This window comes from Chondrinema litorale (assembly GCF_026250525.1).
Taxonomy (GTDB): domain Bacteria; phylum Bacteroidota; class Bacteroidia; order Cytophagales; family Flammeovirgaceae; genus Chondrinema; species Chondrinema litorale.
On record NZ_CP111061.1, the window covers coordinates 40,634 to 66,573 of the forward strand.

Sequence of the window (25,940 nt, forward strand, 5' to 3'; positions counted from 1 at the left end):
AACATTCAATAATGATCGTGTTGATTACAGGAGGAACCCGCTCAGGGAAATCCTCATTTGCGCAGGAGAAAGCATTAGAACTAACAAAAAATCCATTGTACCTGGCAACTTCACATGTTGAAAAAGATCCAGACTTTGCAGCCAGAGTCGAAAGGCACAAACAGCAACGTGGCGAAGAATGGGAAACTGCTGAAATACCTGTAAAAATTAGCAGTGTAGAAACAGACAGAGAAGTTATATTGGTTGACTGTGTAACACTTTGGCTTTCAAATATCTTTATGCAAGCAGACAGTGATATTGAAAAATCTCTGAAAATTGCCAAAGCAGAAGTCGAAAAACTAGACGCTAACAAAACATGGTTAATTGTTACCAATGAACTAGGTATGGGACTGCACGCAGATACAGCCATTGGCAGAAAATTTACCAATTTGCAGGGTTTTACAAACCAGTATATTGCTAAAAAAGCTGATGAAGTATTTTTTATGGTTTCGGGTATTCCTTGGAAACTGAAATAACAAAATAAGCCTGCACTGTTAACTTAGAGTACAACAGGCAGGCATTTAACACTAGGTAGTATTTTTATTTCTTTTTACGCTTGTATAAAAACAATTGCCATTTCTCTTCAGCCACTCCTTCTTTATCCATTTCTGCGCGAGCAAGTGTGAAAAATAAATCTGAAAGCCTGTTTACATATGCAGAAATATAAGGTTCTACACACTCTGGGTCTTCTTTAGCCAAGGTTACTAATCGACGTTCTGCCCTTCTAATTTGTGTTCTGGCAACATGGCACAAAGCTGAAACCTCATTCCCTCCTGGTAAAAGAAAATACTCCGAAGGAGAAGTAATTACAGATTCCAATTCATCTATCCAAGCTTCACAAAAATCGGCACCATCTTCTGGTTTAGGGTTCGAGTTCACTTTGTTCGATACAGATGGTCTCGCCAAATGAGACATCATATCCATCAAATCTTTTTGAATTTTTTGTAGATTATTTTGCCAAAGATGCCCCTCTCCTAGCTTAGCTCTTAACAAACCAATAGTTGAGTTTGCTTCATCTAAAGTGCCATTGCATTCTATTCTGGCAGAATCTTTATCTTCTCTTTTACCGCCAAATGTACCAGTTTTGCCAGCATCTCCTTTTTTAGTGTAAATCTTCATTTTATAATTACTTATCAGGTTATGTATGTTTTAAATAGCTTGTAAAATCGTAATCTTTTATTGTTAAGCAATTCGCTCCCCACTTAACATGTTCAACTGCACTTTTAAGCAATAGTCCCAAATAGCCGTATTTTCAGGCTCAAACATCAATGTGGCTAAATGTTTCCCCAATTTATTTTTAAAGCGAACACCGCGTTTTTCCTCAGAATAGAAAAAATCTGTTACACTCACTTTAGACTGTTGCAAGTCTAAAGGTTCTGTTTTGGGCACCAAACCGAGTGTGATTTCAAAACTGGTTTCTGCCCATTGCAACTTAGCTTTGTAGGTATCTACATATTCAAAATGCTGTAAGTTACTAAATGAAAGGGTTGTACCACAAGGCTTTGTAATACTTACGTGTTCTTTATGAGACATTAGAAAAACAAGTAAAGGATAAGTGTATTGATCTGAAGTAAGACCTCTTGCCATAAATACTTTACCCAGTTCAGTATCTTCTTTTTCAACAAAAAATTTATCTTTTGCTGGTGGCCGTTCTTTTTCTGACTGCATTTGCTGCCAACCATCTTGAAAAATTAAATGCGCTGATACAGGTTTTTCTTCATCAATGTGAGATTGAATAATGTCTACTACATTTACTGTGTCGAGGTGTTTGTACCAGTAATTTCCGGGTTGCACAATGCAAGTTGGAGCGTCTTCGCAGCGGCCATTACATCTGGTGCGAACAGTATGGGTATTTTCCCACAACTGCTCATTTCGCAAATAGGCACGGGCTGAACGCAAAGGAAGATCACTGCCGGCTTTGCGGCATGATCCTCCATCGCAGAAATAGAAAGTTGTTTCTACTTTACTTAAGTCTTTTCCCATAAAAAAATTCTAGATTAAATTTTATTGCCCGAAGTACAGCGTATAGCGCAATTGCACATTTCTGCCCATCAGGTTATATCCTCTTTTTTCGTAGTAATTTTCATCGGTTAAGTTATTGATCATCAGACTAAGCTGATTGTTTTTTAATTTGAAGTTAGCCACCCAGTCTATCACCATAAATGAAGCATATTTTACATCAGCATAATTGCCAGTTCCATAGCCATTGTCTGAACTTAAATAGTAACCCCAATCTGTATCGAATCGGCAACCTACATATCTGCCAGATAACCTGGTAGAAAACCATTTTTTGCTATAATCAACTCCATAGTTTAATGAGAGATTAGCCACATTGTGCATGTCTAATGTTAGCGGATCGGGCTGTCTGTAAATTTCTCTTATCTCCTCAGCTTTTAATATGTACACCCCATTTACAAATACACCTAAATTTTTATTGATGCGATAATTTACATCTAACTCAAGTCCAGAAAGTGTGGTGCTTTCTGCATTGGCATAGCTATTTAAGTTACGAATAACATCACCACTTTCTGCCAATTGGTCTGGGTATTGACTAACAGTTGAAACCACATTGTTGTCGAAACTGGTGTAGAAAAAGGTAAGATCAGCAGAGAATCCATTGTCTGGTTTGCTATAACGAAGCCCAATATCAAAAGTCTGGCTGCTTTGGTTTTCGAGGTCTGGGTTTCCTCTAAAAACATCTACTGTATCAGTGCTTACTTCTGTTTCGCTATAACCTGCAATTGAAAACACATCTACTGTTGTATAAGCCGTTCCGAATGTAGAATGTAAATAAAGATTTTCGGCAAAGTTGAAGTTCACACCAATACTTGGAGTTATTACATTATTGTTTTGCGAGCGAGATGGAAATAAATTTGTTCCTGTAATATCGTAACTAATATTTTCGTAGCGAATACCGGCTGTTAGGTTTAATTTATTATCCAGAAAGTTTAATTCTCCCTGTGCATAAAGACCTGTAGTTGTTTGCGTAAAGTTTGGAGAACTGACAGAAACTGAACTTTGCTCACCAGTACTACTATAAGAAAAATTCTCTTGCTCTATGCTATTTACATCAAGCCCTACAGTAAGAAAATGATCCCCCAAACGCTGTCTATCCATCACCTGACCACCAATCCAATTGAGTTGATTGTTGCTTCTCACATACTGTGTTCTAATGGTAGTTGAGTCATTTACACTGACTCTGTAGTTCTGAGTTTCTTCTTTTGCAGCAAAGAATTTAGCCGTTAGATGATTACTTTCAGAAAAAGCACCTTTTAAAATCACATCACCACCGTATCTATTTAAATCTTTTAGTCCGGGTGAGAGACTTCCATCTGTAATATCTCCCGGTGTGTTCACATCATTTGCCAGAAACCTATCTCCTTTAATATCTATTCGCCAGTTGTCATTTATATTATAGCCAAGCCTAACTGAAGCATTGTATTTACTATAAGTTGTATTTGGTCTGGTATCTCCATCGCCAATGGTATCTGCTATAGCTACTTCTTCTTTGCCTTGCTCCGTCCATAAAATTCGAGTAGCTTCATCCCAACCAAAAGCATCTCTAAACAGATTTCCTTTTCCTATTTTATAATCTTTACTCTGATTATAATTGTTGAAACTCACATCAAAATCGAGGTTTTCGGCAATGTCTCCTCCCACAGAAAAACCACCTTGTGTAATACCAAAACTTCCGATTCCTGCAAATACTCTCCCTTTTAAAGCTCCTTTAGATTTTTTTGTAATGATGTTGATGACACCACCCATTGCCTGTGCGCCATACAAAGCAGAAGCCGGCCCTTTCAATACCTCTACTCTTTCGATATTATCCATAGTGAGGGTGGCTAAATTAGACGACCCAGCAGGACGACCATCTACCAATACGAGTGTTTTCTGGTTAATACCTGAATACTCTGGGCGAAAACCCCTTATACCTACGCCAGCTAGCATCCCCGGATATTGGATGATATCAACCCCAGCAGTTTTCTTTACTAGGTCGCTCATATCGCTAGCAACAGTCATATCAATATCTTTGCTGCTGATTACCTTTACTTTTTGAGGAACATTTTCGATATCTTTTGGAGAACGTGTTGCGGTAACAATTACATGATCGAGTTCAGAAATGCTTTCAGTTAAATTAATTTTTAAAGGAGTATTCAGATTTTCTACTGCTACTTCTTGAGATTCGAATCCTTGAAAACGAATAATCAACACTGGATTTTCCTGTTGAACAGCTAACCTGAACATCCCTTTTACATCTGTAATTGTACCATTATGTGTGCCTTTTTCTATAACTGTTGCACCAGTAAGCGGTCCTTCGTTTCCTTCTATAATCCCTGAAACAATCTTTCCTGTTGAAGTAGTTTGTGCAAATAGCGGTGTAATCATTAACCCTGTACATATAAATAGTAAAGCAAGGTTAAACTTAGCCTGTCTCATTTTTTTACTTTTAAAAAATGTTGAATGAAATATTTTACAGCATAAGCAATTCATTATGAAATACTTATAACTTATCTCGTGACACAATAAACAAAAGACATAGAAAGACAAAATGATGAATGCCAAAGGATATTAATGCTGATCAGACATAACAATCCTATAATTTTTTTTCTAAAACCAAATGCTAAAAACTGCATCACATGAATACTTTTCACCCGAAAGCAATCAGATTCTTAATGAAAATGGCAGGTCTTCTGACTTTCCCGGCTTCTAACGGCCTTCCCACCCTTTACAGGGTAGTGGCGAAGGTAGGGGTTGAAGCACAGAAATTATTTTGATTGATTCACGTATCAATGTTTTTCAATACAAATTAATTTCAGGATTACAGCAGCGGGGACTGTTTTGGATTTTCACCAAATTCCCTTTCATGCCTGCCTATGGCAGACAACCATTTACGACTCAAAGGTAGTAGGTATTTTGAAATAATAAATAAAAATGCAAAAGAAATAATGCCTGATTTATGTCAGTTAAATTGAGTTAATCTAAATTTCCCAATATAAAATCTACTCGCTGACTAGGTGTATCTTTTGGTACTTCTATTACTTGATAATCGTAATATTCATACACTTGCTTTATTGTAACACCTAAGTCTGTGGCCATTTTAAAATCTTGCGGCCTCTCAGGATCTTGTTCGTAAATATCTTCCCATGGAGCGCACCAGAAAATCTTTTTCTCATAACGATAAGAAGAAATAGCACTGTCTATGCTATTACTTACAAGCTCTTTGGCATTTAGCAAATATGCTTCAATATCTGGCAAACCACGATCATAAAACACAAACAAAGGCTTTAAAGGTTTTATATTTCCATATGGAGTAGCTTCTACAGAGTATCTCCATTCTTTTGTCATTGCCAAGCAAGCTTTTTCGGCAAATAATGGGAGGTTTTTCCAAGGCAAAACGCCATCTTTTTTTTTAGCTTCTTGTTTTATTAGTTTTCTGCTCACTTCATGACTCACTAAAAAACCTAATTCTTCGAGCATATTTATTAGTGTGGTTTTCCCAGCACCAGGACCACCTGTAATTACAATCCTTTTTATCATAAGTAATATAAGCAATACAACATAGCAATACCCAACACAAAACCAGCTGTAACCAGATGATTTAGCCTCATTGCTTTTTCAAGATCTTTTTTTGCAGGATTCTTCTGATTTTCTCCAATAAAAGGCTTCTCTACAAGCTCCCCATGGTAAATATTAGGGCCGCCAAATCTACAATCTAATATGCCTGCCAGTGCTGCTTCGGGATATCCGGCATTCGGACTTTTATGTAATTTCCCATAACGCAGGGTAAATTTAAAAGCTTTCAAGTTGAAAGCCAGCAATCCCATGAAAAATGCTGTTAATCTTGCCGGAATATAATTGAGGAGATCGTCAAATCGGGCAGCAAATTTCCCAAATTGCTCGAAACGCTCATTCCTGTAACCCCACATAGAATCCAGTGTATTTGCCATTTTATAGGCCATAATTCCTGGAACGCCCAATAAAGCATAGAAAAAAAGTGGAGCAATGGTACCATCACTCAAATTCTCCGACAGTGATTCGAGGGCAGCAATTTTTATTTGCTCATCATTAAGTTTTGAGGTATCTCGACCAACGATTCTAGCAAGTTGTTTTCTGCCTTTTTCTAAACCTTCATAGAGCTTTTCAAAAACATGGGATACTTCTTTGATGAGTGATTTATTAGCGATACCCCAGTAGACAAACAAAGAATCGAAAGCTATTTTAAGCCAGATATTGAATGATAAAAGCCAGTGATCTGCGAAATAGAAACACAAATAAACACTGATAATTAATGTGCTTGCCCCTATGCTTCCCTTTAAAAATCTAGCTTTGCCATTGTTGAATAATTGCTCGGTTTTGTAAGCCATGTTGCCAAATAAGCGAATAGGATGCGGCCAGTTTTCAGGATCGGCCAATAGTAAATCCAACAAATAACCTATCACAAGTGGAGCTATTACCTCCATCAACTGTTCGGATTCCATAGCTTTAATTCGTTTATCAATTGTTGATTTTTTTCCCTTTGCAATGTCGCCAATCTAAAATAGTTTGGAGACAAAGCTCGAAAATTAGCCGCATCTCTTATCAGCATTCCTTTCTCTGCCAAATAGACTTTGAGTTGTTTCGCTTCTGCAAATAAAGATTTCACCAAAAAGAAATTGGTCACCGTAGGCAAAACTTTTAAGCCATCAATTTGATTTACCTCATTTAAAAACCACTGGGTTTCTTCGAGCAAAGCTCTAACATCAGGCAAATACTTTTCGTAATCTTGAAAGATGAATACACCTGCTTGAACTGCCAGAGAATTTACTGACCAAGGAGGTTTATATTCACTTATTTTTTTGATGATGGATGGATGACCAGAAATATAACCCAAACGCAAACCCGGTAAGGTGAAAAGTTTAGTAAGCGACCTTAGCAAAAGTAAGTTTTTAAACTGGTCGATTTTACCTAATAAACTTTGACTATGTTTTAAAAAGCCTTCATAAGCTTCATCTATGATAAATAAAGTCTCAGGATTTTTTTTGATGAAAGCTTCCAGAATTTCGGTTGCTACAATTTGCCCAGTTGGATTATTGGGATAGCAGATAAAAGCCAAATCCGTTGAGAGTTTTGGAATTTTTTCAATCTCATTCCAATTACAAAAACTGCATTCAATCTGGTGGAGTTTAGCTGCATCTTCATACTCTGCAAAAGTAGGAACAAAGATAGTTGCTGTTCTTTTCCTGAAAACTTGGGCAATTAAATAAATCGCATCGGCTGTGCCATTGGTTGCCAGAAAATGCTCAGCAGATACATTATAAAAAGCAGATAGTTGCTCAACAAATGGCTTACCGGCTGGTTCTGGGTAAGCATCCAGTTGTTTTATAGAATCTGAAAGTTTTGATAAAAGCAAAGGATGAGGTCCGTCTGGCCAAACATTGGTACTAAAATTTGCTGTGATTTGTGCTTTCTCAAAAGCGTGTAAATCGTCTCCGTGTCCGTAAAGCATGGTTCATCAAAATTATGATGGCTGAATCATTTTATAAATCGCATCCATATCTACAAACTCCCTCACATGATCTGCCAATCGGTTGTATTCGTTTTCCTTATAAGCTTCGTAATCCAACTCAGGAATGTGAATACCGAATGGAGCCAATAAATCTTGTAAAACAGCTGCATTATCTAAAATACCATGTAGGTAAGTCCCCCAACAATTATTTAGCTGGCAACCTTCTGTTTTTCCATCTTTCAATATGTTCAAAGTCTTCGCTTCATCAATGATCATCGTTTCACCCATGTGGATTTCATAGGCTTTGCACAATGCATCTTTGTCTTGAAATTGGAAGCGCTGCTGCACAGTAGTTTTTTCTTTGGAAAGAATGGTTTTTACTGGAAGAATACCCAAACCTTGCACCTCACCCAAATCAGATTCTACTTGATAAGGGTCTTCAATACTTTTACCCAACATCTGATAACCGCCACAAATACCAATCACCTTTTTCCCTGCTGAATAAACATGAAGAATAGCATCGGCTAAGCCTTTTTCTTTGAGCCAGAGCAAATCTTCAATGGTATTTTTAGAACCAGGTAAAATGACAATATCTGCCGCTTTTACAAAATCAGGATTGTCTGTGTAAAACAAATTTACTCCTGAAACCAGATTGAAAACAGCAAAGTCGGTGTAGTTAGAAAGTCTTGGCAAACGAGGTACAACAATGTTCACCATTCCATAAATCGGGAAACGTTTTTGCCTTTCTAGTGCCACAGAATCTTCTTCTTCGAGTCCCATATTTTCCAGATAAGGAATTACTCCTAAAACCGGCTTGCCAGTAATGTCTTCTAGTATTTTTTTGCCATCTTCAAAAAGTCGAGCATCACCTCTAAACTTATTAATCAATATTCCTTTGATGGCATCTCGCTCATGGTCTGGCAATAACCTGATAGAACCATAAACACTACCGAAAACTCCTCCCCGATCAATATCGCCTACCAACAAAGTAGCTGCTCCGGCTTTGGTCGCCATCGCCATATTGGTAATGTCGTTTTTCTTGAGATTCAATTCAGAAATACTCCCAGCTCCTTCCATTACCACAGGGCTATACCTCTGATTGAGTCGCTCAAACGCCTTAAATGCTTCTTGAAATAAATGCTGTCTTCCCTCTCTTTTAAAATAGCTGTAGGCTGATTGATTGCCATGAGGCTTTCCATTCAATACCACTTGCGAACTGGTGTGGCTGTTTGGTTTTAGCAAAACCGGATTCATATCTGTGTGACAAGGAACCCCAGCAGCTTCTGCCTGAACAGCCTGCGCTCTACCCAACTCTAAACCATCTGGTGTGGCATAACTATTTAGCGACATGTTTTGTGCTTTAAAAGGAGCTGGTTGCAAACCATCTTGCTTAAAGATGCGGCAAAATGCAGCACAAAGGATGCTTTTTCCAACATCCGAAGCAGTTCCTACAAGCATTAATGGACGATACATTATTTTAAATTTTGATTTTAACCAAACCCAAAAATTTTTCTCTTCATTTAATTATTAGGGCAATCCCTTCACACTATTCCAAGGGTTTCACCCTTCAACCTGACTTGCTTGCAAGCCCATTAATTTTTTTGTCATTGACACAAAAAAGTTAGCAAAAAAAGTCTAGTCGAAGTGTCGTAACACCAGAAAAAATGCTACTACCCACAATATCCAAGCGCCTCCCCACTTTTCTGACAACCAACACTTTAAATATCTAAACTCAATACAGTAATTCGCACAAAAATTTCAAAGATCACTCTTCTAAATCAGATTCGGTGTCGAGGTAGAGTTGTTTGAGCTTTTCTATTATTTCTTCAGATGGATTTTTCCACATGCCTCGCTGAATCGCTTCCAACATTCTCTCACTCATATCTTTTAAAGCCCACGGATTATGCTCTTTAATAAACTCCTGATTCTTTTCTTCCATCAAATAAGCTTCAGAAATTCCCTCATACATAAAATCTTCAATCAAACCTGTTGTTGCATCGTAGGCAAACATATAATCCATTGTAGCAGCCATCTCAAAAGCACCTTTATAACCATGATCTTGCATTCCTTTTATCCACTTCGGATTTACTACACGTGAGCGATAAACCTTTAATAATTCTTCTTTCAAAGACTTTACCCTCGGGTTTTCTGGTCGAGAGTTATCTCCGAAATAAACCGTTGGCGACTCTTCTTTTTGTGAAGTTACCGCTGCCGTTAATCCTCCATGAAACTGGTAATAGTCATCCGAATCTAGCAGGTCGTGTTCGCGATTATCTTGATTTTGCATCACCACATCCACCGTAGAGAGCCTTCTCTTAAACACTTCGTGCGCTGATCTCCCCTCATTTTTCTTTCCATAATATGCATAGCCACTCCAATTGATATAGATGCTTGCCAAATCGTTTTGCGTTGTCCAGTTTCTACCCTCAATCATCTCTTGCAAACCAGCTCCATATGCACCCGGCTTAGAACCAAATACCCTGAAAAGTGCTCGTTCTTTTGCCAAATTCTTACTAATCCCCTTTTCTAACCAAGCTTTTTGCTCCTCCAAATATCGTTTTTTTATCGGATTATCTTCCAAATCTTCATCCAGCATGGCCACTTTTTCTACTGCTGAATTAAACAGAGAAATTAAATCTGGAAAAGCATCGCGAAAGAAACCTGAAATTCTTAACACTACATCTACTCTTGGTCTGCGCAATTCTAATAAAGAAATCACCTCAAAGTCTCTTACTCTGCGATTTTTCCCTTCCCAAACTGGTCGAACGCCAATTAAAGTCAAAGCCTGTGCAATATCATCGCCACCAGTTCGCATGTTGGAAGTGCCCCAAGCAGTTAAGCCAATAGTAGTCGGATATTCTCCATTTTCTTGCATGTAGCGCTCAATGAGCATTTTGGCACTTTTCTGCCCAATCTCATAGGCCGAAGGTGTCGGTACAGTTCGCACATCTACCGAATAGAAATTCTTACCTGTTGGCAAAATATCTAGCCTGCCGCGAGTAGGTGCTCCCGAACCTCCCGATGGCACATACAGTCCATTTAAGCCATGCAACAAATTGCTAATCTCATCAGAAGTATGATTCAGTTTTGGCAAAGTAAAACTCCGAATCATTTCTAATAGTTGAGTGAGGTTTTTGTATTCAGAAAGATCAATAGAATGCTGATTCTCTAATGGAAAAAATGCTTGTTGAATTGCTGACTTTGCCAATAACTCCAATTGCTCAACTACTTTCCCTTTGCTTCGACAAGCCACTCCATTTATTTCAATTTGGTAAGCTTCTTCCATCTGGCAATTAACTGGGTCAAAATCGAGTTGCAAATCCATCGTCAATGCCTGTGTAATTCCCGGCATGTTGCCATAAGGTAATCGATGCAATGCAACCATTAAATCGATCAACTTTTCTTCTTCTGGCAGCAAACCAAAAATATGCAAACCTCCTCTGATCTGTGCCTCTTTCAACTCACACAAATAGCCATCAATCACCTCAAGCATGGCATCAATATCATCGGTATAAGTACCCAAATCTTCTTTGAGATGTGAGCCATCTACCAACTCTTGTATTTTAGCTTTCAGCATTTTTGATCTTTTAGGATCGAGTAATGCCGATTCGTAATACTCATCAATCAGCAATTCTAACTTGAGCAAATCCCCATAGTTTTCTGCTCTGGTGAGAGGTGGCACCAAATGATCGAGAATTACCGCATGGGTTCGCCTTTTTGCTTGCGTTCCCTCTCCTGGATCGTTAATAATGAAAGGATAAAAATGTGGAATAGCTCCAAAAATTGCCGCAGGAAAACACGATTCTGCACTTAGCGCAACACTTTTTCCCGGAAGCCATTCTAAATTTCCATGCTTGCCAATATGTACAATGGCATCAGCTTTATATTCAAACTGAACCCAAAAATAATAAGCCAGATAATCGTATGTGGGTGGTAAATCAGGTGAGTGATAAGTTGATTGTATATCAATATGATAACCTCTACTCGGCTGAATACTCACAAAGGTTTTGCCCAGCAACACTCCCGGAAGCAGAAACTTACCCTCTTTGTAATTCGGTGAATTATAAGGATGCCCCCACTGGTTTTCTATCTTTTCTCGAAGCTCAACAGACAGACGATTGTAATGTAAAAAAAACGACCCTTCATCAAAACCTACCTGTGCCTCTTTAAGAAGCGTAGAATCGGGGTCGTTAGTGATATACTCAGTCAATTGACTAATTAATTCCTTACTATTTTGAGGAATGGCATCTCCTAGATTAAAACCTGCAGCATCCATTGCCTTTATAATCTCCACTGTACTGGCAGGTGTATCTAAGCCAACTCCATTTGCCAAACGGCTATCTTTATTAGGATAATTGGGCAAAATTAATGCTACATGTTTCTCTTGATTCTGCTTTTTTTGAAGAATTTTCCAGTTTTTTGCCAATTCAGCGACAAATGTACAACCTTCTTCATGAGGGCTGTACTCTACTATATCGGAGTCGGTAATTTCGTCTCGACTTGCTGCTTCTTTAAAGGAAATTGCTGTGCTAATAATCTTTCCATCCACTTCGGGCAGAGCAATATTCATGGCAATATCGGAAGGAGGCAATCCAAACTGCCCGTTTTGCCAAGTTTCTTTGTTGCAAGAAGCAAACACAGCCTGAATTACTGGAATATTGAGATGACTAAAAAATGATTCTTCCTTCTGACTGCCAAGCGATTTCATGGAAAAACCTGTTGTATTGATCGAGACTGTCAGTTTGAGTTGATACTTAGTAAGCAAGTCTGACATTTCTTTCTCAATAGCTGGGTCTCTAAAACTCAAAGCCATTAAAACCAACGGGAAAAAACCTTGCTGTTCCAATGCTTCACTTAGACGGTAAATAGGCTTGAGGTTGTTTGCCAGATAATGCGCTCGATAGGTAATGAGTAAAGAGACATTGGTACTTTCTCCTTTCAGCTCTGGTAACTCATCTGGTTTTTGGATAATGCCTTTTTGTGGATGCCAGAGAAATAGATGCGGTACTTTTTCTATTGCCTTTATTTTAAACTGATAATCAAATTGCTCATTAAGCATCAGTTTAAGTGCTTCACGAATGTTGTCTAAACCTGCTGCTAATAAATATTGCCAAAGCTTATCAACCAAAGTAAATGACACATTGGAAAGCTTCATCAATTCCAAATCTGGCTCATCATGACCCGGTAAAAAGATCACTTTAATATCATTTTCCTCAGCCAGTTCGCAAACTGCTTCACACAAATAATTGAAATATGCTTGTCCGCCCAATAGCCGCAAAACAATCAATTTTGCATGTGAAGCCACCTCATCCAGATAGGTATCTATGGTGAGTTCTTGTTTGAAATACGTCAGGTTTGCCAAACGGAAAGAAGGTAAGTCGGAATACAGCTCTGACATGTTTCGATAGGCTGCATTTACCGAACTTATTTCCGTATCACTGGCAGATAAAAATACAATATCTCCCGGCTCCTGTTCAACATAGAAAATCCCTTCGTCGTTGGGGTTCCATCCGCCGGGAATGGTTGAGATTAAGTGCAAGGTTTAGAGAATTAATGATATTAAATTTTATAAGGGCCAAAATAGCAACCTGCCTTTCCGACTGGCTATTATAATTGAGCTTCATCAAGGTCTTTGCCGATGATTACTAGTCTTGTTTTTCTTTCTTCATCTTCTTTCCACTGGCGGTCGAAGTAGTAATCGAAACGGCTGCCAACACCTTGAAGCACCATTCTCATTGGTTTGTTTGGAATATTTAAAAAACCTTTGATTCTGTAAATCTCATTGTTTTTTACTAGTTCTGTAAGTGATTTGATTAGCTTTTTAACATCAGGAGTTTCATCATATTCTTTAATGATTGTACCAATAGAATCGTCGTGATCATGATGGTGATGCTCATGGCTGTGACCATCATGACTATGATGAAGTTTTTCATGAAGTGTTGGTCTGTTCTCTATATCATCTTCAGTAGAAGCACCAATGCCTAACAAAAGCGCATTGTCAACTTCGCCATTTACCACTGGCAAAACTTTGGTATGCAGTCTCATTTTCAAAGAGATCACCTCTTCTACTTCTTTGTACTTTTCATCATCCACCAAATCCCTTTTACTCACTAAAACCAAATCGGCACAAGTTAATTGATCTAGAAATAATTCTTCAATTGGTGTCTCGTGGTCTAAAGCATCATCAGCCAATCTTTGTGCTTGTACTTTTTCTCTGTTGCAAATTTCTCCGGTAGCAATTCCTACCGCATCCACTACAGTAATTACTGCATCAATGGTGATATGTGGTTTTAAGTCTGGCCAGTTTACCGCTCTTACCAAAGGTTTGGGCATGGCCAACCCTGAGGTTTCCACAACTATATGATCAATTTCTTCTTTTTTCTCCACTAGTTCCACCATTGTAGGAAGAAACTCTTCTTGTACTGTACAGCAAATACAGCCATTTGTAAGCTCAACCAAGTTACATTCATCATCTCCACAACTAGATTTAATGATGTCTCCATCTACTCCCACTTCACCAAATTCATTCACCAAAACGGCAATTTTTTTCCCATTGGCATTTTTGAGCATGTTGTGCAATAAGGTAGTTTTACCCACGCCCAAAAAGCCGGTAACTATCGTAATCGGTATTTTTTTCATAGTAATATTGAGTTTAAAGAATTTTAGGTATTCAGATTGAAAAAAAATTAAGCATAAGTGTCTATTGATGTTATAAAAAACATCTCTAAGTACTCTCATATAATCGCTATAATTCTTATAAGATTAAACACAGTTATACTAATGCTTTTTTTTGAAGCATTTTTATGTAAAATCTTTCTTTTCTAAATCTGAATACAATGCTAAGGTAAATAATATCTGATCGTAAAATCAAGTAGTATTTAGTTTTTGACAAAAGTTTATCTAATCTCTCGATGAATTAATTGTGCTGTACAAATGCTTTTTATGAAAATTGCGATGCATCCATTATAGTTTCAATTAGTTTTTTAGTTTTGGCGCTTCATTCAATTCGGCCATTTTATTTATGAAAATCTATCATTCAACAAACACTTTTTTGCCTGTTGTACTATTATTTTTTGCTGCATCAATATTTAGCAGTTGTAACCAAAACAAGTCTGCATCAGAAATTACCCAAACGCAAGAATTAACATCAAACAACTCAGTACCAAAAAGCATAGAAACCTCTTTTTCTCAAAAGTTTAAAGTGGATTACCTTGCTGATGATGAAGTGAAAATCAGTATTGAAAAACCATGGGAAGGCAGCAAAGATTTGTACGAATACAAGCTAAAATCAAATGCTGGCAGAGGAGAGATCAACTATCCAGTAAAATCGGTGGCATGTCTTTCTTCTACCCATGTAGAGATGCTTAAAGAGTTAGGTTTGCTTGATAAAATTGTTGCTATTAACAGTTACGATGATATTTTTGATCAGGAAATTAAAGATGTATTTAAAGCTAGAGGTGTAAAAGAAGTAGGCAAATCTAAAAATGTTAATATAGAATTGCTCCTCGATATTAAACCTGATTTAATTTTAGAATCTACCACTGGTTCTGGTTATGATGCCTATGAGGCGCTAACAAAATACCATTTGCCAGTAGTAACATTTGCTGCTCACAAAGAAAACTTTCCACTCGGCAGGTTAGAATGGATAAAACTATTATCAGTATTTTTTCAAAAAGAGCAAGAAGCCAATGCCTATTTTAAAACGAAAGAAGCCTTATACAATCATCTCTTAAATAAAAAACAGACACCTGAAAAGCAGCCTGTAATTTTTGTTGGTTACAACTGGAAAGAAACTTGGTATTTACCCGGCAGCAAAAGTTATATGGCAGAGTTTATTAAAGATGCTGGCGGCAAATATATTATGGCCGACAATAAAGAAACTGGCAATGTAGCTATAGCTCATGAACAAGTAATCGAGCTATTGCAACAATGCGATATTTGGCTGCATCCTGGCATTAAAATTACAAGTGAAGCAGATTTAAAAGAACTCAAAATTCCAAATAACTATTTTAAAAATGGCTTGCAGGTTTACAATAACAACAAAAAGCTAAACGACTTAGGAAAAAACGATTTTTGGCAATCTGGTTTTGTACATCCAGAACTAGTGCTGCAAGACCTAAGCCTTATTTTTCAAAAAGATTCACTAAGCAATAAGAAGCTCATTTACTATAAAAAGATTCTTTAGTAAAGAATTTTCAGGTTTTTAGAGCATATTTTCAAATAATTTCTAACTTTGAGGCATGTGGTCTTGCTACCAAATGTAGCGAGTGAATAGGGAATCCTGTTAAAATCAGGAGCTGTCCCCGCAGCTGTAAATTCTAGCCGACTACAATAGTAGAAGGCAAAATTGTCAACATCCCACACCACTGTTGCCTAAGCGCAATGGGAAGGTATAGTTGACAGTTGGAATGAGCCAGAAGACCTGCCACAGCATTGTACGATCGAAGCTTTCGGGTGAAAAGCAAAGGATTTGGAAAACTTGTTATTATAAAACAGTCTCCTGTTCTCAACTTACCCCTGCTTGTTTGTACAGTATATGTTGTATTTAAATGTAAAACAGGTTGGTTTTAAATGATTACACATATTATCTAAAAACGAAAGTCAGCAAATACTTGTTGATACTATTAAGCCTTTGTGGTTTTATTTCATGCCAACATGTACGAGAAGATCAAACAAATGGAGCTTCGAGTATAACTACTATCAAACCAACCGACATTCCTGTAAAGTATTCCAACATTTTCCATATTACTAATTATGGCACTTATCAGGAAGCTATTATAGAAAACCCGTGGAATGCTAAAGAGATTTATGCCAAATATCTACTGGTTCCAAAAACGGAAGAAGTACCAGATAACTTAGCAGAAAATACCATTCTGGTAAGAACACCTATCGAAAATATTATCACGCTTTCTTCTACACACATAGGTTTAATTGCACTTTTAAATGAAGAAGAAAAAATTACTGGGCATAGTAATCTTGGATTTGTAAGTAACCAACTTGTACGTAATAATATTGAAGCAGGTAAAGTAATTGAAGTTGGCGATCCGCAAAATCTAAATATAGAATTTCTTGTTGATAATAAGCCAGAATTATTAATGGTTTCTGGTTTCGAGAAAATACACGACAATTTTAAACTGGCAGAAAAAGCAGATATTCCAATTGCATATAATATAGAGTGGATGGAAACTTCGCCACTTGCACGTGCAGAATGGATTAAGTTTATCGCTGCATTTTTTAATAAATCTGCTATGGCAGATAGTGTTTTCAATGAGATAGAAACACAATACTTGGCAGCTAAAAAATTGGGTAATTCTGCATTAACCCAACCAAAGGTAATGGTGGGCAGTAAATTTAATGGCACATGGTTTATGCCGGGAGGCAAAAGCTATATGGCTTCTTTTTTAAAAGATGCAGGAGCAGATTATTACTGGCAAAATGATACTACCAGAGGTAGCCTACCACTCAGTTTCGAAGAGGTGTTGGATAAAAATTTAGATGCAGATATCTGGCTGAATCCGGGAGCTGCTTCAACAATTTCTGATATTTTAAAACAGGATGCAAGGTATGAGAAATTTGCTCCTTTAGCACAAGAAAATATTTACAACAATATAAATAAAGTAACTCCACTTGGAGGAAACGATTATTGGGAATCTGGTATGGCTAACCCTCATTTAATTTTGAAGGATATTATAAAAATACTCCATCCAGAATTATTACCGGAGTATAAGTTGGTCTATTACAAAAAACTAACAAAAGGATGAACTCAATCGCAACTATAAATAAATTACCTGAAAACGAAGTCTCGACCGCTCATGCTGCGCAATCGGTTGGGGCTTCGTTGAATGGTAAATCTCATCCTACTAAAAAGCGATTTAACAATAGCTTTTTGCCAGATAATCGCACTAGGTATGTTGGGTTTTATCTGATTATGGCAGGGTTAGTAGTCTTCTTTTTCTTGCTAGACATTATGTATGGCACTGTAAGTATTCCCCTGAAAGAAGTAATTCACTCTCTTACTGGAGATACAGTTCAAAAAGAAAGTTGGGATTTTATTATTCAGGAATTTAGGTTGCCCAAAGCTTTAACGGCTATTATTGCCGGAGCAGGTTTAGCACTCTCTGGTCTGCTAATGCAAACACTTTTTAAAAATCCCCTCGCAGGACCATTTGTGTTGGGAATTAGCAATGGTGCAAGCTTAGGCGTAGCTATTTTGGTAATGGCAGGAGGTGTATTAGTTCAACCTTTATTAAACATGGGAGAATGGGGCTTAGTATTGGCCGCCATATCTGGCTCAGCTTTGGTGTTGCTTTTGGTGTTAGTGGTATCAGTAAAAGTAAAAGATAGCATTTCACTTCTAATTGTTGGGATGATGGTAGGCAGTGCTACCGGAGCTGTGGTGAGCGTATTACAATATTTTAGTGATGCAGAACTTATTCAAGCCTATCTTATCTGGACATTTGGCAGTTTGGCAGGAGTATCTTGGGAACAATTACAGATATTGGGTTTCACTACTTTACTAGGGTTATTACTCGCTTTTTTTGTACAAAAACAACTGAATACATTTTTACTTGGAGAACAGTATGCTCGCGGTTTGGGTATCTCCATTAAACGATATAGAATAATTGTGATAGTTGCTACCTGTCTGCTAGCCGGAAGCATTACTGCTTTTTGTGGGCCAGTTGCATTTGTAGGTTTGGCAGTTCCGCACATTGCCAGAGCTACTTTGCAAACCTCTAACCATCAGGTATTGATTCCATCGGTAATTTTGATTGGAGCAGTGCTGATGTTGGGTTGCGATATGATTGCCCAATTGCCGGGCAGACAGGATACTTTACCCATCAATGCTGTTACAGCTATGTTGGGTTCACCAGTAGTAATTTGGGTTGTAATTAGGTCGAGAACCATGAAATCTTCAATTTGAATGAGATGAGCAGTTCAAAAGAAAAGATATTACAAACTAAAAACCTGAGCATTGGCTATCAGGAAAAAATACTGCTTTCTAGTCTTAATCTAGAGCTGGAACGCGGTGAACTTACTTGTTTGCTAGGTCCTAATGGTACTGGAAAGTCTACTTTATTACATACACTCACGAGCATGCTCAAACCTGTTTCGGGTGAAGTGTATATTCAGGGTAAATTACTAGAAAAACAAAATCCGGCTGAGTTGGCTCATCTTATAGGAATTGTATTGTCTCAGAAACTTTCACCGGTTAACTTGAGTGTTTATGACATAGTCGCTTTGGGCAGAACACCTTATACCAATTGGTTGGGGCATCTTTCAGATAAAGATAAAGAAGCTATTTACATGGCTATGGAATTGGTAGAAGTTACAAAGTTTGCTGGTAGAAGCATTAATAAACTTAGCGATGGAGAAAGACAAAGAGTGATGATCGCCAAAGCTTTAGCGCAAGATACACCACTGGTTGTATTAGATGAGCCTACTGCCCACTTGGATGTAAATAACCGTGTTTCGCTCATTTCGCTTTTAAAGGAATTAGCCAGAGAAACAAACAAAGCCATCTTACTTTCTACACATGAACTTGAAATGGCAATTCAACTAGCAGATTCTGTTTGGCTTATTACCAACAATCAAGAACTAAAGAGTGGCTCGCCAGAAGATTTGGTATTAACCGGAATTATGGCCGATACATTTAAAGGAAAAAGTATTGCTTTTGATATGCATTCAGGTGCTTTCAAAATTTTACATAAAACAAATAAAACAGTAAACCTCCGTAGCAATGGCATACCGGGTTACTGGACTAAACATGCATTGGAAAAAGAAGGCTTTCAAATTACTGATGAAGCAAATGCAGCCATCAGTATTTCTATGAATGAAGAATTGCCTTACAGTTGGAAAGTGCAACATAATCAATCTGAAGTGGAGGTAAACTGTATTTCAGATTTAAAAAAGACATTGCGTTCGGCAACCAGATAATACATGGCAAAAATAAAAAAGGTTGCTCTTTTTTAACCGGTTTTGAGTTGACCGGATTAGTCAGGGAATTGTTAATTAACTTTTTCCTGACTTTTAAAATTTTAAAAATACAAGGCTTCTTTTTGTCTAAAACAGACATCGAGTTTAGTCATGTAATTGTATTGCTAAATATTAGAAATTGTTTTTAGAGTGGAAAGACTCCATTGAGTTTTCCTCCAATTAAGAAAGTATGACAAAACAGGTTTTTCCATTTTCAGCCATTGTAGGCCAAGAGGATTTTAAACTGGCTCTAATTCTTTGCATTATAGACCCAACTATTGGTGGAGTATTGGCACTTGGCGATAAAGGAACTGGTAAAACTACCTTGGTTCGCTCTTTAAGTAATCTACTTTCTGATGATAAACAGCAGTTTCCTTTTATCAATCTACCATTAGGAGCCTCTGAAGATAGAGTTTTAGGAAATGTTGATCTGGAAAAGCTGATAAACGATAAAAAACAGGTGATTCAGAAAGGTTTGCTAGCTCAAGCAAATCAAGGGATTTTATATATAGATGAGATTAATCTATTGAATGATTATTTAATGGATACCTTGCTCGATGCGGCGGCAACGGGAAGTTACTTTTTAGAACGAGAAGGAATCTCGACCACTTTTGATAGTAGGTTTTGCTTAGTTGGTACCATGAACCCCGAAGAAGGCGAACTTAGACCACAACTAAAAGATAGATTTGGGTTGAGCGTGCAAATTTCTACGCCGCAGGATAAAGAAATGAGAAAAGCTATCATTAAAAACCGACTCGCTTTTGATACCAACCCAACTACATTTATTGCAAAATATCAGGAACAGGAAGAAGCGCTCAAAAAAGAGATTTTCAGTGCAAAATCAGCATTATTCGCTGTTGAACTGAATGATGAGGTTATATCAAAAGCCGCAGATTTGGCCTTAGATAATGCAGTGGAAGGCATGCGCGCAGATATTCTGCTAATTAAAGCAGCCAGAGCATATGCTTCTTTCCAAAAAAGAAATACAGTTACAGAGGCTGACTTAGAAAAAATGGCTCCGCTAGTACTTGAACATCGAAGCAATAAAAAGCCAAGTGGACAGCAGAAAAACCAAAATCAGTCTCCTGAAAAAAAAAAGATCGTGATGAATCAGTTTCTGAAAACTTAGAAACTAAAGAGAACTATTCTGAGCAAGTATTCAACCCAGTAATTACTAAATCTCAACTCAGCTTAAAAACTGAAAATGGTAAAGATGCTAAAAGAGGAATCCCGATAAAGGCAAAACCCAAAAATAAGTTGCTTTTAAAAGGGAATGATTTTGCAGCAAAAACACCTGATATTAAAGCTTCTGTAAAGCATTTTTTAGTGCATAACCGATTTGAGCAACAATTTAAAGCCACTTGCAACCAAAAAGATTTGTTGATTGTATTTCTGGTAGATTCCAGTGCATCTATGGCAAAGCAAAAAATTATCTCTTATGTAAAGGGGTTGATACAAAAAACATTGGAGCAACAAACCAGACATAAACCAACTTTTGCATTGATAGCCTTGCTTCAGGGCGATGCAACGGTGATTTCTACCCCTACAAAAAACAAAAAGGAAATTATTGAGCAGTTGCAAATACTCAAAACCGGAGGCAAAACCAATATGGCTGCAGGAATAACTAAGACTTATCACCTAGTTAAACAGGCTAGCTCTTTGCAAAAATTCAAGATGTTTATACTTACTGATGGCAAAATAAACCAAGGAAAAACAAAGCAACCTTTTGAGGAAGCGATTCTTACCTACAAAAAATTGCTAAAAGTTGCTGGAAGTTCACAAACAGAAGTGATTGATACAGACCAAAGCTTTGTCCAGTTTGGTTTAGCAGAGAAGTTTGCGAAAGGTATTGGGGCTAGATACAGCAAACTTCAGAATTAAAATCAATCTACTTTTTTCGAATAAGGTAATTGTCAGTTCTGTTGGATGAGAGGTTGAAAACCATTGTTTCGCCGAAGGCTACTGGAATTTTAAAGATGTTTTCTAAAGGAACTTCCAATAAATAAGCCCAAGTGCATCTAATAAATCCTGCATGGCTTACCAGCAAAACTTTTTGGTAATTTTGTTGGCTTAACTCATCCAAAAAACTTTTGCATCGCAGAAACAGGTCATTCAAGTTCTCACCGGAAGGTGTGTTGATGTTTACAAAATCTTCCATCCAAGCATAAAATATCTTTTGATCCATCTCTGTCCATTTTTTGCCTTCCCATTCTCCAAAATACAATTCCTTTAACCTGTCATCCATTTTCAATGGAATATCCTGATTCTCAAAATTTGAATGCACAGACTCAGCTAATTGCACACAACGCTTCATTGGGCTGCAAAAAACCATATCAAAATCTTGTGGCAAACTCGCTTGGTAAGCTTCAGCTTCTTCCTGAAAACTCTCTGCGAGTGGCACATCTGTTTGCCCGTAATAGGTGCCTTTTTCTACTGCAACACTTGTATGTCTGATTAAATGAACTTCCATATTCCCAAAATTGATAAATAAAAAACTACTTCACTTACTTGTTGGGTAGCACCTAAACAATCGCCTGTATAACCTCCAATAAACTTGTTAAAAAAGTAACCCAGATAAATTTTAGGCAAATAGGCTATCGGAAAGGCCAATAAATACCACCAGTTTATTGATAAAAACAAAGGCAAAATAGCGATAACAAAACTGTAAAACATCTCTGCAAAAGAGAGTTTGTTATTGGCTATTGGTTTAGACTTGCTCTTATCTATGTCTTGCACGTATTCGTGAGAATGCACAAAAGTGGATGCCACAAAACGACTGCAGGTATGCCCGTTTAGTATTGCCCAGCAAGTTAGCCAGATATCGAGTTGAGCGATTTCTATCAAAGCAAAAATCTTTATTAGAACAATCAAGAAAATACCAATTGCTCCAAAAGCTCCTACCCTGCTATCTTTCATAATTCTTAGAATCTGCTCTTTGGTCCAGCCACCGCCAAAGGCATCGCAAATATCTGCAAAGCCATCTTCGTGGAAAGCCCCTGTTACCCAAACTCCTGCAATTACAGAAAGCAGAACTGAGACTGTTATAGGCAAAATGTAGGAAAAAGCCAGTAAAACCGACGCAGCAATCCCCCCTACAACCCAACCGATTAGGGGGAAATACTTGCGCGATTTATTGAGGTACTCCTCTTTATAGTCCGGAAAAGTAGGACAAGGAATACGGGTAAAAAACATTAATGCAGTAAAAAAATAGCGTATCTCTTTTCTAATCATCCCGATTTTTATTTGTTCGATACACCTGCACTTTCGAAGCTTGCCATATCATTTAAAAATGTAACTGCACTTTTAATAATCGGATAAGCTACCGCACAACCAGTTCCTTCTCCCAATCGCATTTTGAGATTGAGTATAGGCTCTGCTCCGAAATGATTCAGCATGGCAGCATGGGCATTTTCGTCTGATACATGGCAGAAAACAGCATTGTTTATAATCTCTGGTTTTATCTTCGAAGCAACTAAGAAGGCACTGCTAGCAATAAAACCATCTACCATAATAATCATGTTTTTTTCGAATGCTCTGAGCATCGCTCCACACATTTGAGCAATTTCAAAGCCCCCGAAGGTTTCTAACACAGCACGAGGTTCTTTTACATAAGCAAACTTTTTCTTTACCTCACTGAGTGTGGCAATTTTCTGCTGCAATTGTAAATCGTTTAGCCCTGTTCCTCTACCCACACAGTCTTCTATTGGCAAATCGCAAAGCACGCTCATGATTAATGCAGCAGATGAAGTATTGCCAATGCCCATCTCACCGAAGCCTACTATGTTACAATTTTCTGCTAAATCTCTGTCTATTACGCCGGCACCATTCGCCAAACATTTTTCTAAATGAGCTGAGCTCATGGCTTTTTCTTCGAGCAAGTTTTTAGTGCCCTTTGCTACCTTGGCATTAATCAGTTGTGGGTGTTCTGGAAAATCGAAATTTACCCCAGCATCAATTACTTTTAAGTCAATTCCATTCTGTTTTGCAAATACATTTATGGCTGCTCCCCCACCTAAAAAATTCATTACCATTTGGTAAGTTACTTCTTGCGGATAAGCACTTACTCCGGCTTTTGCTAAACCGTGATCTGCGGCAAATACCATAATCGAAGGCTCAATTAAGGCAGGCGACAAAGTATTTTGTATTTTACCTATTTGAAATGCCAGTTTCTCAAGCATCCCTAATGCACCTAAAGGCTTGGTTTTCAGGTCTATCTTGTGCTTCAATTCTTCTTCTATCTGTTTCATAGCCTTGTTTTTTTTATCTCACAATATTTAAATCTACACTTAAAACAGGTATAAAAAACACTCGTTTAACAGCATTCATTTACCCTGTTTTTTACACTGGCAAATGTAAAAATTCCTGCCTAAGTAGGCGAAGTTTTTGTGAATTTATGAGCTTTAATTTATAATAAATCTTATCGAGAATATACCACTTTTGGATGATATTATTCTATAGCCTAGTTTAGGGCATTACTATAAGAAATAACAAATACAAAACGCACAAATAAATAGCTATGAAGATAATTTTCTCACCGATCATTTTTATATTTTTATTCCAACTTTGCAAAGCACAAATACCAATCGGATACTACTACGACAACAATGGTACTCCTATGGAAGGATACTTTGATCCTTTAACTTATGCTCCAGAGAGAGCTGCTACTATGAGTCATATTTCCAAAGACTTCAAAGAAGGCCACTTTTATGATTTAAATGGCACTAAGCATTATGGGTATATTAAATTTGCTTTTAACAAAATATTATTTAAAACTGATGGTAGTGCTGATCCTTATAGTTACGATAAAATTAAAGCTAAAGAATTAACAAGCTTTGTTGTAGGAACTGATTCATTTATCAGTTTCCATGTTTCTGGAAATAAAGATTTACTTCAAATTATATCAGACACAAAAGAGTTCAAAATTGCAAAAAGGTATGATGTTACAAATAAAATGCAATGGCAATTTAACACTACTTACCTATATACAGCCAAAGGAGGGAGCAAACCTTGGTTTGTGATTTCTTCAATTAACTATGAATTCAGAACTAGAGCTTTAAAGATGTTTGGACATATTCCATATGTAAAGCAAAAAATCGAAAACAAAACATATAAATACAATGACATTGAGACGATTATAAAAACTGTTGAATATTACGAAAAATATCAAAACAATTTGCCAATTCAGTTTGATGCTAACTGGGAAGAAACGGTTAGCAAAGAACAAACTGTTTATACAGGTAAAATTGTAAAGATAGACAGTATTGGATGGCATATAAACTATTATAAAAAAGATGTTAAAGTTTATTCTGGTATTTACACTGGATTTTCACCCAATAATTTAGAAGGCGATTTTATCTCCTATTACGAAAATGGTAATCCAAGAAAAAAAACTTTTTTTAGAGATAAACTACCTAAAAGAGTTACAACTTATTTTCCTGATGGTAGCATACATCATGATTATAGTATATCAATTATAGATAAAGAAATACGATATTCATACCTTACTGTAAATACACCAGAAGGCAAAAATCTTATAAAGCCTGCCCAAAAATTTGAAGAACAATTTAATGATTCGATTACTGGTAACACATATATTAATGAGTTTGAAGCCAGTAATTTGACTAACTCATATAGAATTGAAGATGGGGAAAAAATATATAGAAAATTTGATAAGAATATTAATCTATCTACCCAAATAAATAAGCTTTTAAAAGACCATGAACTGGAAATTTCAAACATTGAAGCTGATGTAAATGGAGTGATGCTTCTTGCGCTAGTAATAGACAAAGAAGGATATGCAAACAAAAGTATGATTCTAAATCAAGTTGACACAGAAACTTATAGAATCGTCAAAAATGCTATCGATTCAAATTTAAAACAAACAGCAGCATACCGTACAAAATTTGAGACATTTAAATTAAATGGTCAAAAGGTAATGTATGAAGTAGTAATACCTATAGTTATAGATATTTCGAAATTCTATAAAAAGCCTAGTAATAATATTAATAATTACTACTGGATGAATAACCTACTTTTTCAACAACATATGAATACTCCACTTAATATTACTGCACCCCCAAGTTTAAGATAAAAAAAGTCCTGTGTATCATCAAAAATGACACACAGAACTAATTCTTATATGCCTCACAAGCTCTCTACAAATGACATCTGTCAACCATTTAAAATTGTAGTGATTTGTTTAAATTCGTTAACTCGAACTGTCCGTTTATTTGTTTTTAAATAATAGATGAACAAACTACCATGTCTAATTATGAAAACAACTGGCAATTCTAGCAAAGAAAACATTAATGAATTAAGCAAAAGACTCGAAAACCTCAAAAAAGATCTAAATACGATTAATGAAAAATTTAAGGATATAGATAAAGATCCTAAGAAAAAATAAGAAAAGGAGAAATTGAATTTATCAATTTCTCCTTTTCTT

At 36.9% G+C, this 25,940-nt stretch carries 21 protein-coding genes and 2 riboswitches; of the genes, 9 read left to right on the forward strand and 12 right to left on the reverse strand.

From position 1 onward, the window contains the following. The first annotated feature begins 11 nt into the window (after positions 1-11). A complete protein-coding gene (locus OQ292_RS37830) occupies positions 12-515 on the forward strand; it encodes a bifunctional adenosylcobinamide kinase/adenosylcobinamide-phosphate guanylyltransferase (protein WP_284689474.1) in 504 nt (167 codons plus the stop codon). A gap of 64 nt (positions 516-579) precedes the next feature. Here the strand turns inward: OQ292_RS37830 and OQ292_RS37835 are convergent, their stop codons facing one another. The 9 genes from OQ292_RS37835 to cobW form a co-directional block, all read right to left on the reverse strand. Then, positions 580-1,158, reverse strand: coding sequence for a cob(I)yrinic acid a,c-diamide adenosyltransferase (locus OQ292_RS37835; RefSeq protein WP_284689475.1), 579 nt, complete (start codon positions 1,156-1,158; stop codon positions 580-582). A 63-nt stretch (positions 1,159-1,221) separates the two neighbouring features. Next, positions 1,222-2,022, reverse strand: a complete 801-nt coding sequence (locus OQ292_RS37840) for a (2Fe-2S) ferredoxin domain-containing protein (protein ID WP_284689476.1) — start codon at positions 2,020-2,022, stop codon at positions 1,222-1,224. A 21-nt stretch (positions 2,023-2,043) separates the two neighbouring features. After that, a complete protein-coding gene (locus OQ292_RS37845) occupies positions 2,044-4,476 on the reverse strand; it encodes a TonB-dependent receptor (RefSeq protein WP_284689477.1) in 2,433 nt (810 codons plus the stop codon). A 227-nt stretch (positions 4,477-4,703) separates the two neighbouring features. Beyond that, a riboswitch (cobalamin riboswitch) is annotated at positions 4,704-4,944 on the reverse strand. A 69-nt stretch (positions 4,945-5,013) separates the two neighbouring features. Beyond that, on the reverse strand, positions 5,014-5,577 hold the full coding sequence (locus tag OQ292_RS37850) for an AAA family ATPase (protein WP_284689478.1): 564 nt from the start codon (positions 5,575-5,577) through the stop codon (positions 5,014-5,016). Further along, complete coding sequence (cbiB, locus tag OQ292_RS37855; protein WP_284689479.1) at positions 5,574-6,518, reverse strand: adenosylcobinamide-phosphate synthase CbiB; 945 nt, start codon at positions 6,516-6,518, stop codon at positions 5,574-5,576. The genes OQ292_RS37850 and cbiB overlap by 4 nt, the downstream gene beginning before the upstream one ends. After that, positions 6,500-7,525 (reverse strand): pyridoxal phosphate-dependent aminotransferase, encoded by a 1,026-nt coding sequence (locus tag OQ292_RS37860; RefSeq protein WP_284689480.1) that lies wholly within the window; start codon positions 7,523-7,525, stop codon positions 6,500-6,502. Before OQ292_RS37860 ends, cbiB begins: the two co-directional genes overlap by 19 nt. A gap of 12 nt (positions 7,526-7,537) precedes the next feature. Further along, on the reverse strand, positions 7,538-8,998 hold the full coding sequence (locus OQ292_RS37865; protein WP_284689481.1) for a cobyric acid synthase: 1,461 nt from the start codon (positions 8,996-8,998) through the stop codon (positions 7,538-7,540). 292 nt (positions 8,999-9,290) lie between these two features. Next, positions 9,291-13,064: a cobaltochelatase subunit CobN gene (gene cobN / locus OQ292_RS37870; protein ID WP_284689482.1), complete on the reverse strand. Its 3,774-nt coding sequence runs from the start codon at positions 13,062-13,064 to the stop codon at positions 9,291-9,293. Between the two features lie 68 nt (positions 13,065-13,132). Continuing rightward, positions 13,133-14,164 carry a cobalamin biosynthesis protein CobW gene (gene cobW, locus OQ292_RS37875; RefSeq protein WP_284689483.1) on the reverse strand — a complete coding sequence of 344 codons (1,032 nt, stop codon included), beginning with the start codon at positions 14,162-14,164 and terminating at the stop codon, positions 13,133-13,135. A 382-nt stretch (positions 14,165-14,546) separates the two neighbouring features. Between cobW and OQ292_RS37880 the strand changes: the two genes are divergently transcribed. The 6 genes from OQ292_RS37880 to OQ292_RS37905 all read left to right on the forward strand — a co-directional run bounded on the left by OQ292_RS37880 (position 14,547) and on the right by OQ292_RS37905 (position 21,379). Then, positions 14,547-15,710, forward strand: coding sequence for an ABC transporter substrate-binding protein (locus OQ292_RS37880; protein WP_284689484.1), 1,164 nt, complete (start codon positions 14,547-14,549; stop codon positions 15,708-15,710). Positions 15,711-15,751: 41 nt separating this feature from the next. Then, positions 15,752-15,969, forward strand: a riboswitch (cobalamin riboswitch). Positions 15,970-16,140: 171 nt separating this feature from the next. Then, on the forward strand, positions 16,141-17,286 hold the full coding sequence (locus tag OQ292_RS37885) for an ABC transporter substrate-binding protein (protein ID WP_284689485.1): 1,146 nt from the start codon (positions 16,141-16,143) through the stop codon (positions 17,284-17,286). Beyond that, the gene (locus OQ292_RS37890; RefSeq protein ID WP_284689486.1) at positions 17,283-18,446 is read left to right on the forward strand and encodes an iron ABC transporter permease; all 1,164 of its coding nucleotides are present in this window, start codon (positions 17,283-17,285) and stop codon (positions 18,444-18,446) included. The genes OQ292_RS37885 and OQ292_RS37890 overlap by 4 nt, the downstream gene beginning before the upstream one ends. Before the next feature lie 5 nt (positions 18,447-18,451). Then, a complete protein-coding gene (locus tag OQ292_RS37895) occupies positions 18,452-19,459 on the forward strand; it encodes an ABC transporter ATP-binding protein (RefSeq protein ID WP_284689487.1) in 1,008 nt (335 codons plus the stop codon). A gap of 229 nt (positions 19,460-19,688) precedes the next feature. Continuing rightward, the gene (locus OQ292_RS37900) at positions 19,689-20,627 is read left to right on the forward strand and encodes a magnesium chelatase ATPase subunit I (protein ID WP_284689488.1); all 939 of its coding nucleotides are present in this window, start codon (positions 19,689-19,691) and stop codon (positions 20,625-20,627) included. 128 nt (positions 20,628-20,755) lie between these two features. Then, the gene (locus OQ292_RS37905; RefSeq protein WP_284689378.1) at positions 20,756-21,379 is read left to right on the forward strand and encodes a vWA domain-containing protein; all 624 of its coding nucleotides are present in this window, start codon (positions 20,756-20,758) and stop codon (positions 21,377-21,379) included. Between the two features lie 7 nt (positions 21,380-21,386). Here OQ292_RS37905 and cobC read toward each other — a convergent pair whose 3' ends face one another. The 3 genes from cobC to cobT are packed head-to-tail and all read right to left on the reverse strand — an operon-like array spanning position 21,387 to position 23,745. Continuing rightward, complete coding sequence (cobC, locus tag OQ292_RS37910) at positions 21,387-21,968, reverse strand: alpha-ribazole phosphatase (protein WP_284689379.1); 582 nt, start codon at positions 21,966-21,968, stop codon at positions 21,387-21,389. Further along, positions 21,953-22,729, reverse strand: coding sequence for an adenosylcobinamide-GDP ribazoletransferase (locus tag OQ292_RS37915; RefSeq protein WP_284689380.1), 777 nt, complete (start codon positions 22,727-22,729; stop codon positions 21,953-21,955). Before OQ292_RS37915 ends, cobC begins: the two co-directional genes overlap by 16 nt. 8 nt (positions 22,730-22,737) lie before the next feature. After that, a complete protein-coding gene (gene cobT / locus OQ292_RS37920) occupies positions 22,738-23,745 on the reverse strand; it encodes a nicotinate-nucleotide--dimethylbenzimidazole phosphoribosyltransferase (RefSeq protein WP_284689381.1) in 1,008 nt (335 codons plus the stop codon). 269 nt (positions 23,746-24,014) lie between these two features. Between cobT and OQ292_RS37925 the strand changes: the two genes are divergently transcribed. Together OQ292_RS37925 and OQ292_RS37930 are read left to right on the forward strand one after the other, a co-directional pair. Next, a complete protein-coding gene (locus OQ292_RS37925; RefSeq protein WP_284689382.1) occupies positions 24,015-25,589 on the forward strand; it encodes a hypothetical protein in 1,575 nt (524 codons plus the stop codon). 180 nt (positions 25,590-25,769) lie between these two features. Beyond that, positions 25,770-25,901 (forward strand): hypothetical protein, encoded by a 132-nt coding sequence (locus OQ292_RS37930; protein ID WP_284689383.1) that lies wholly within the window; start codon positions 25,770-25,772, stop codon positions 25,899-25,901. Positions 25,902-25,940: the final 39 nt, after the last annotated feature.

Bases quoted from the DNA above. Each gene is read 5' to 3' on its own strand.
- OQ292_RS37830 (WP_284689474.1), top strand. From the start codon at position 12: ATGATCGTGTTGATTACAGGAGGAACCCGCTCAGGGAAATCCTCATTT.
- OQ292_RS37835 (WP_284689475.1), bottom strand. From the start codon at position 1,158: ATGAAGATTTACACTAAAAAAGGAGATGCTGGCAAAACTGGTACATTT.
- OQ292_RS37840 (WP_284689476.1), bottom strand. From the start codon at position 2,022: ATGGGAAAAGACTTAAGTAAAGTAGAAACAACTTTCTATTTCTGCGAT.
- OQ292_RS37845 (WP_284689477.1), bottom strand. From the start codon at position 4,476: ATGAGACAGGCTAAGTTTAACCTTGCTTTACTATTTATATGTACAGGG.
- OQ292_RS37850 (WP_284689478.1), bottom strand. From the start codon at position 5,577: ATGATAAAAAGGATTGTAATTACAGGTGGTCCTGGTGCTGGGAAAACC.
- cbiB (WP_284689479.1), bottom strand. From the start codon at position 6,518: ATGGAATCCGAACAGTTGATGGAGGTAATAGCTCCACTTGTGATAGGT.
- OQ292_RS37860 (WP_284689480.1), bottom strand. From the start codon at position 7,525: ATGCTTTACGGACACGGAGACGATTTACACGCTTTTGAGAAAGCACAA.
- OQ292_RS37865 (WP_284689481.1), bottom strand. From the start codon at position 8,998: ATGTATCGTCCATTAATGCTTGTAGGAACTGCTTCGGATGTTGGAAAA.
- cobW (WP_284689483.1), bottom strand. From the start codon at position 14,164: ATGAAAAAAATACCGATTACGATAGTTACCGGCTTTTTGGGCGTGGGT.
- OQ292_RS37880 (WP_284689484.1), top strand. From the start codon at position 14,547: ATGAAAATCTATCATTCAACAAACACTTTTTTGCCTGTTGTACTATTA.
- OQ292_RS37890 (WP_284689486.1), top strand. From the start codon at position 17,283: ATGAACTCAATCGCAACTATAAATAAATTACCTGAAAACGAAGTCTCG.
- OQ292_RS37895 (WP_284689487.1), top strand. From the start codon at position 18,452: ATGAGCAGTTCAAAAGAAAAGATATTACAAACTAAAAACCTGAGCATT.
- OQ292_RS37900 (WP_284689488.1), top strand. From the start codon at position 19,689: ATGACAAAACAGGTTTTTCCATTTTCAGCCATTGTAGGCCAAGAGGAT.
- cobC (WP_284689379.1), bottom strand. From the start codon at position 21,968: ATGGAAGTTCATTTAATCAGACATACAAGTGTTGCAGTAGAAAAAGGC.
- OQ292_RS37915 (WP_284689380.1), bottom strand. From the start codon at position 22,729: ATGATTAGAAAAGAGATACGCTATTTTTTTACTGCATTAATGTTTTTT.
- cobT (WP_284689381.1), bottom strand. From the start codon at position 23,745: ATGAAACAGATAGAAGAAGAATTGAAGCACAAGATAGACCTGAAAACC.
- OQ292_RS37925 (WP_284689382.1), top strand. From the start codon at position 24,015: ATGAAGATAATTTTCTCACCGATCATTTTTATATTTTTATTCCAACTT.
- OQ292_RS37930 (WP_284689383.1), top strand. From the start codon at position 25,770: ATGAAAACAACTGGCAATTCTAGCAAAGAAAACATTAATGAATTAAGC.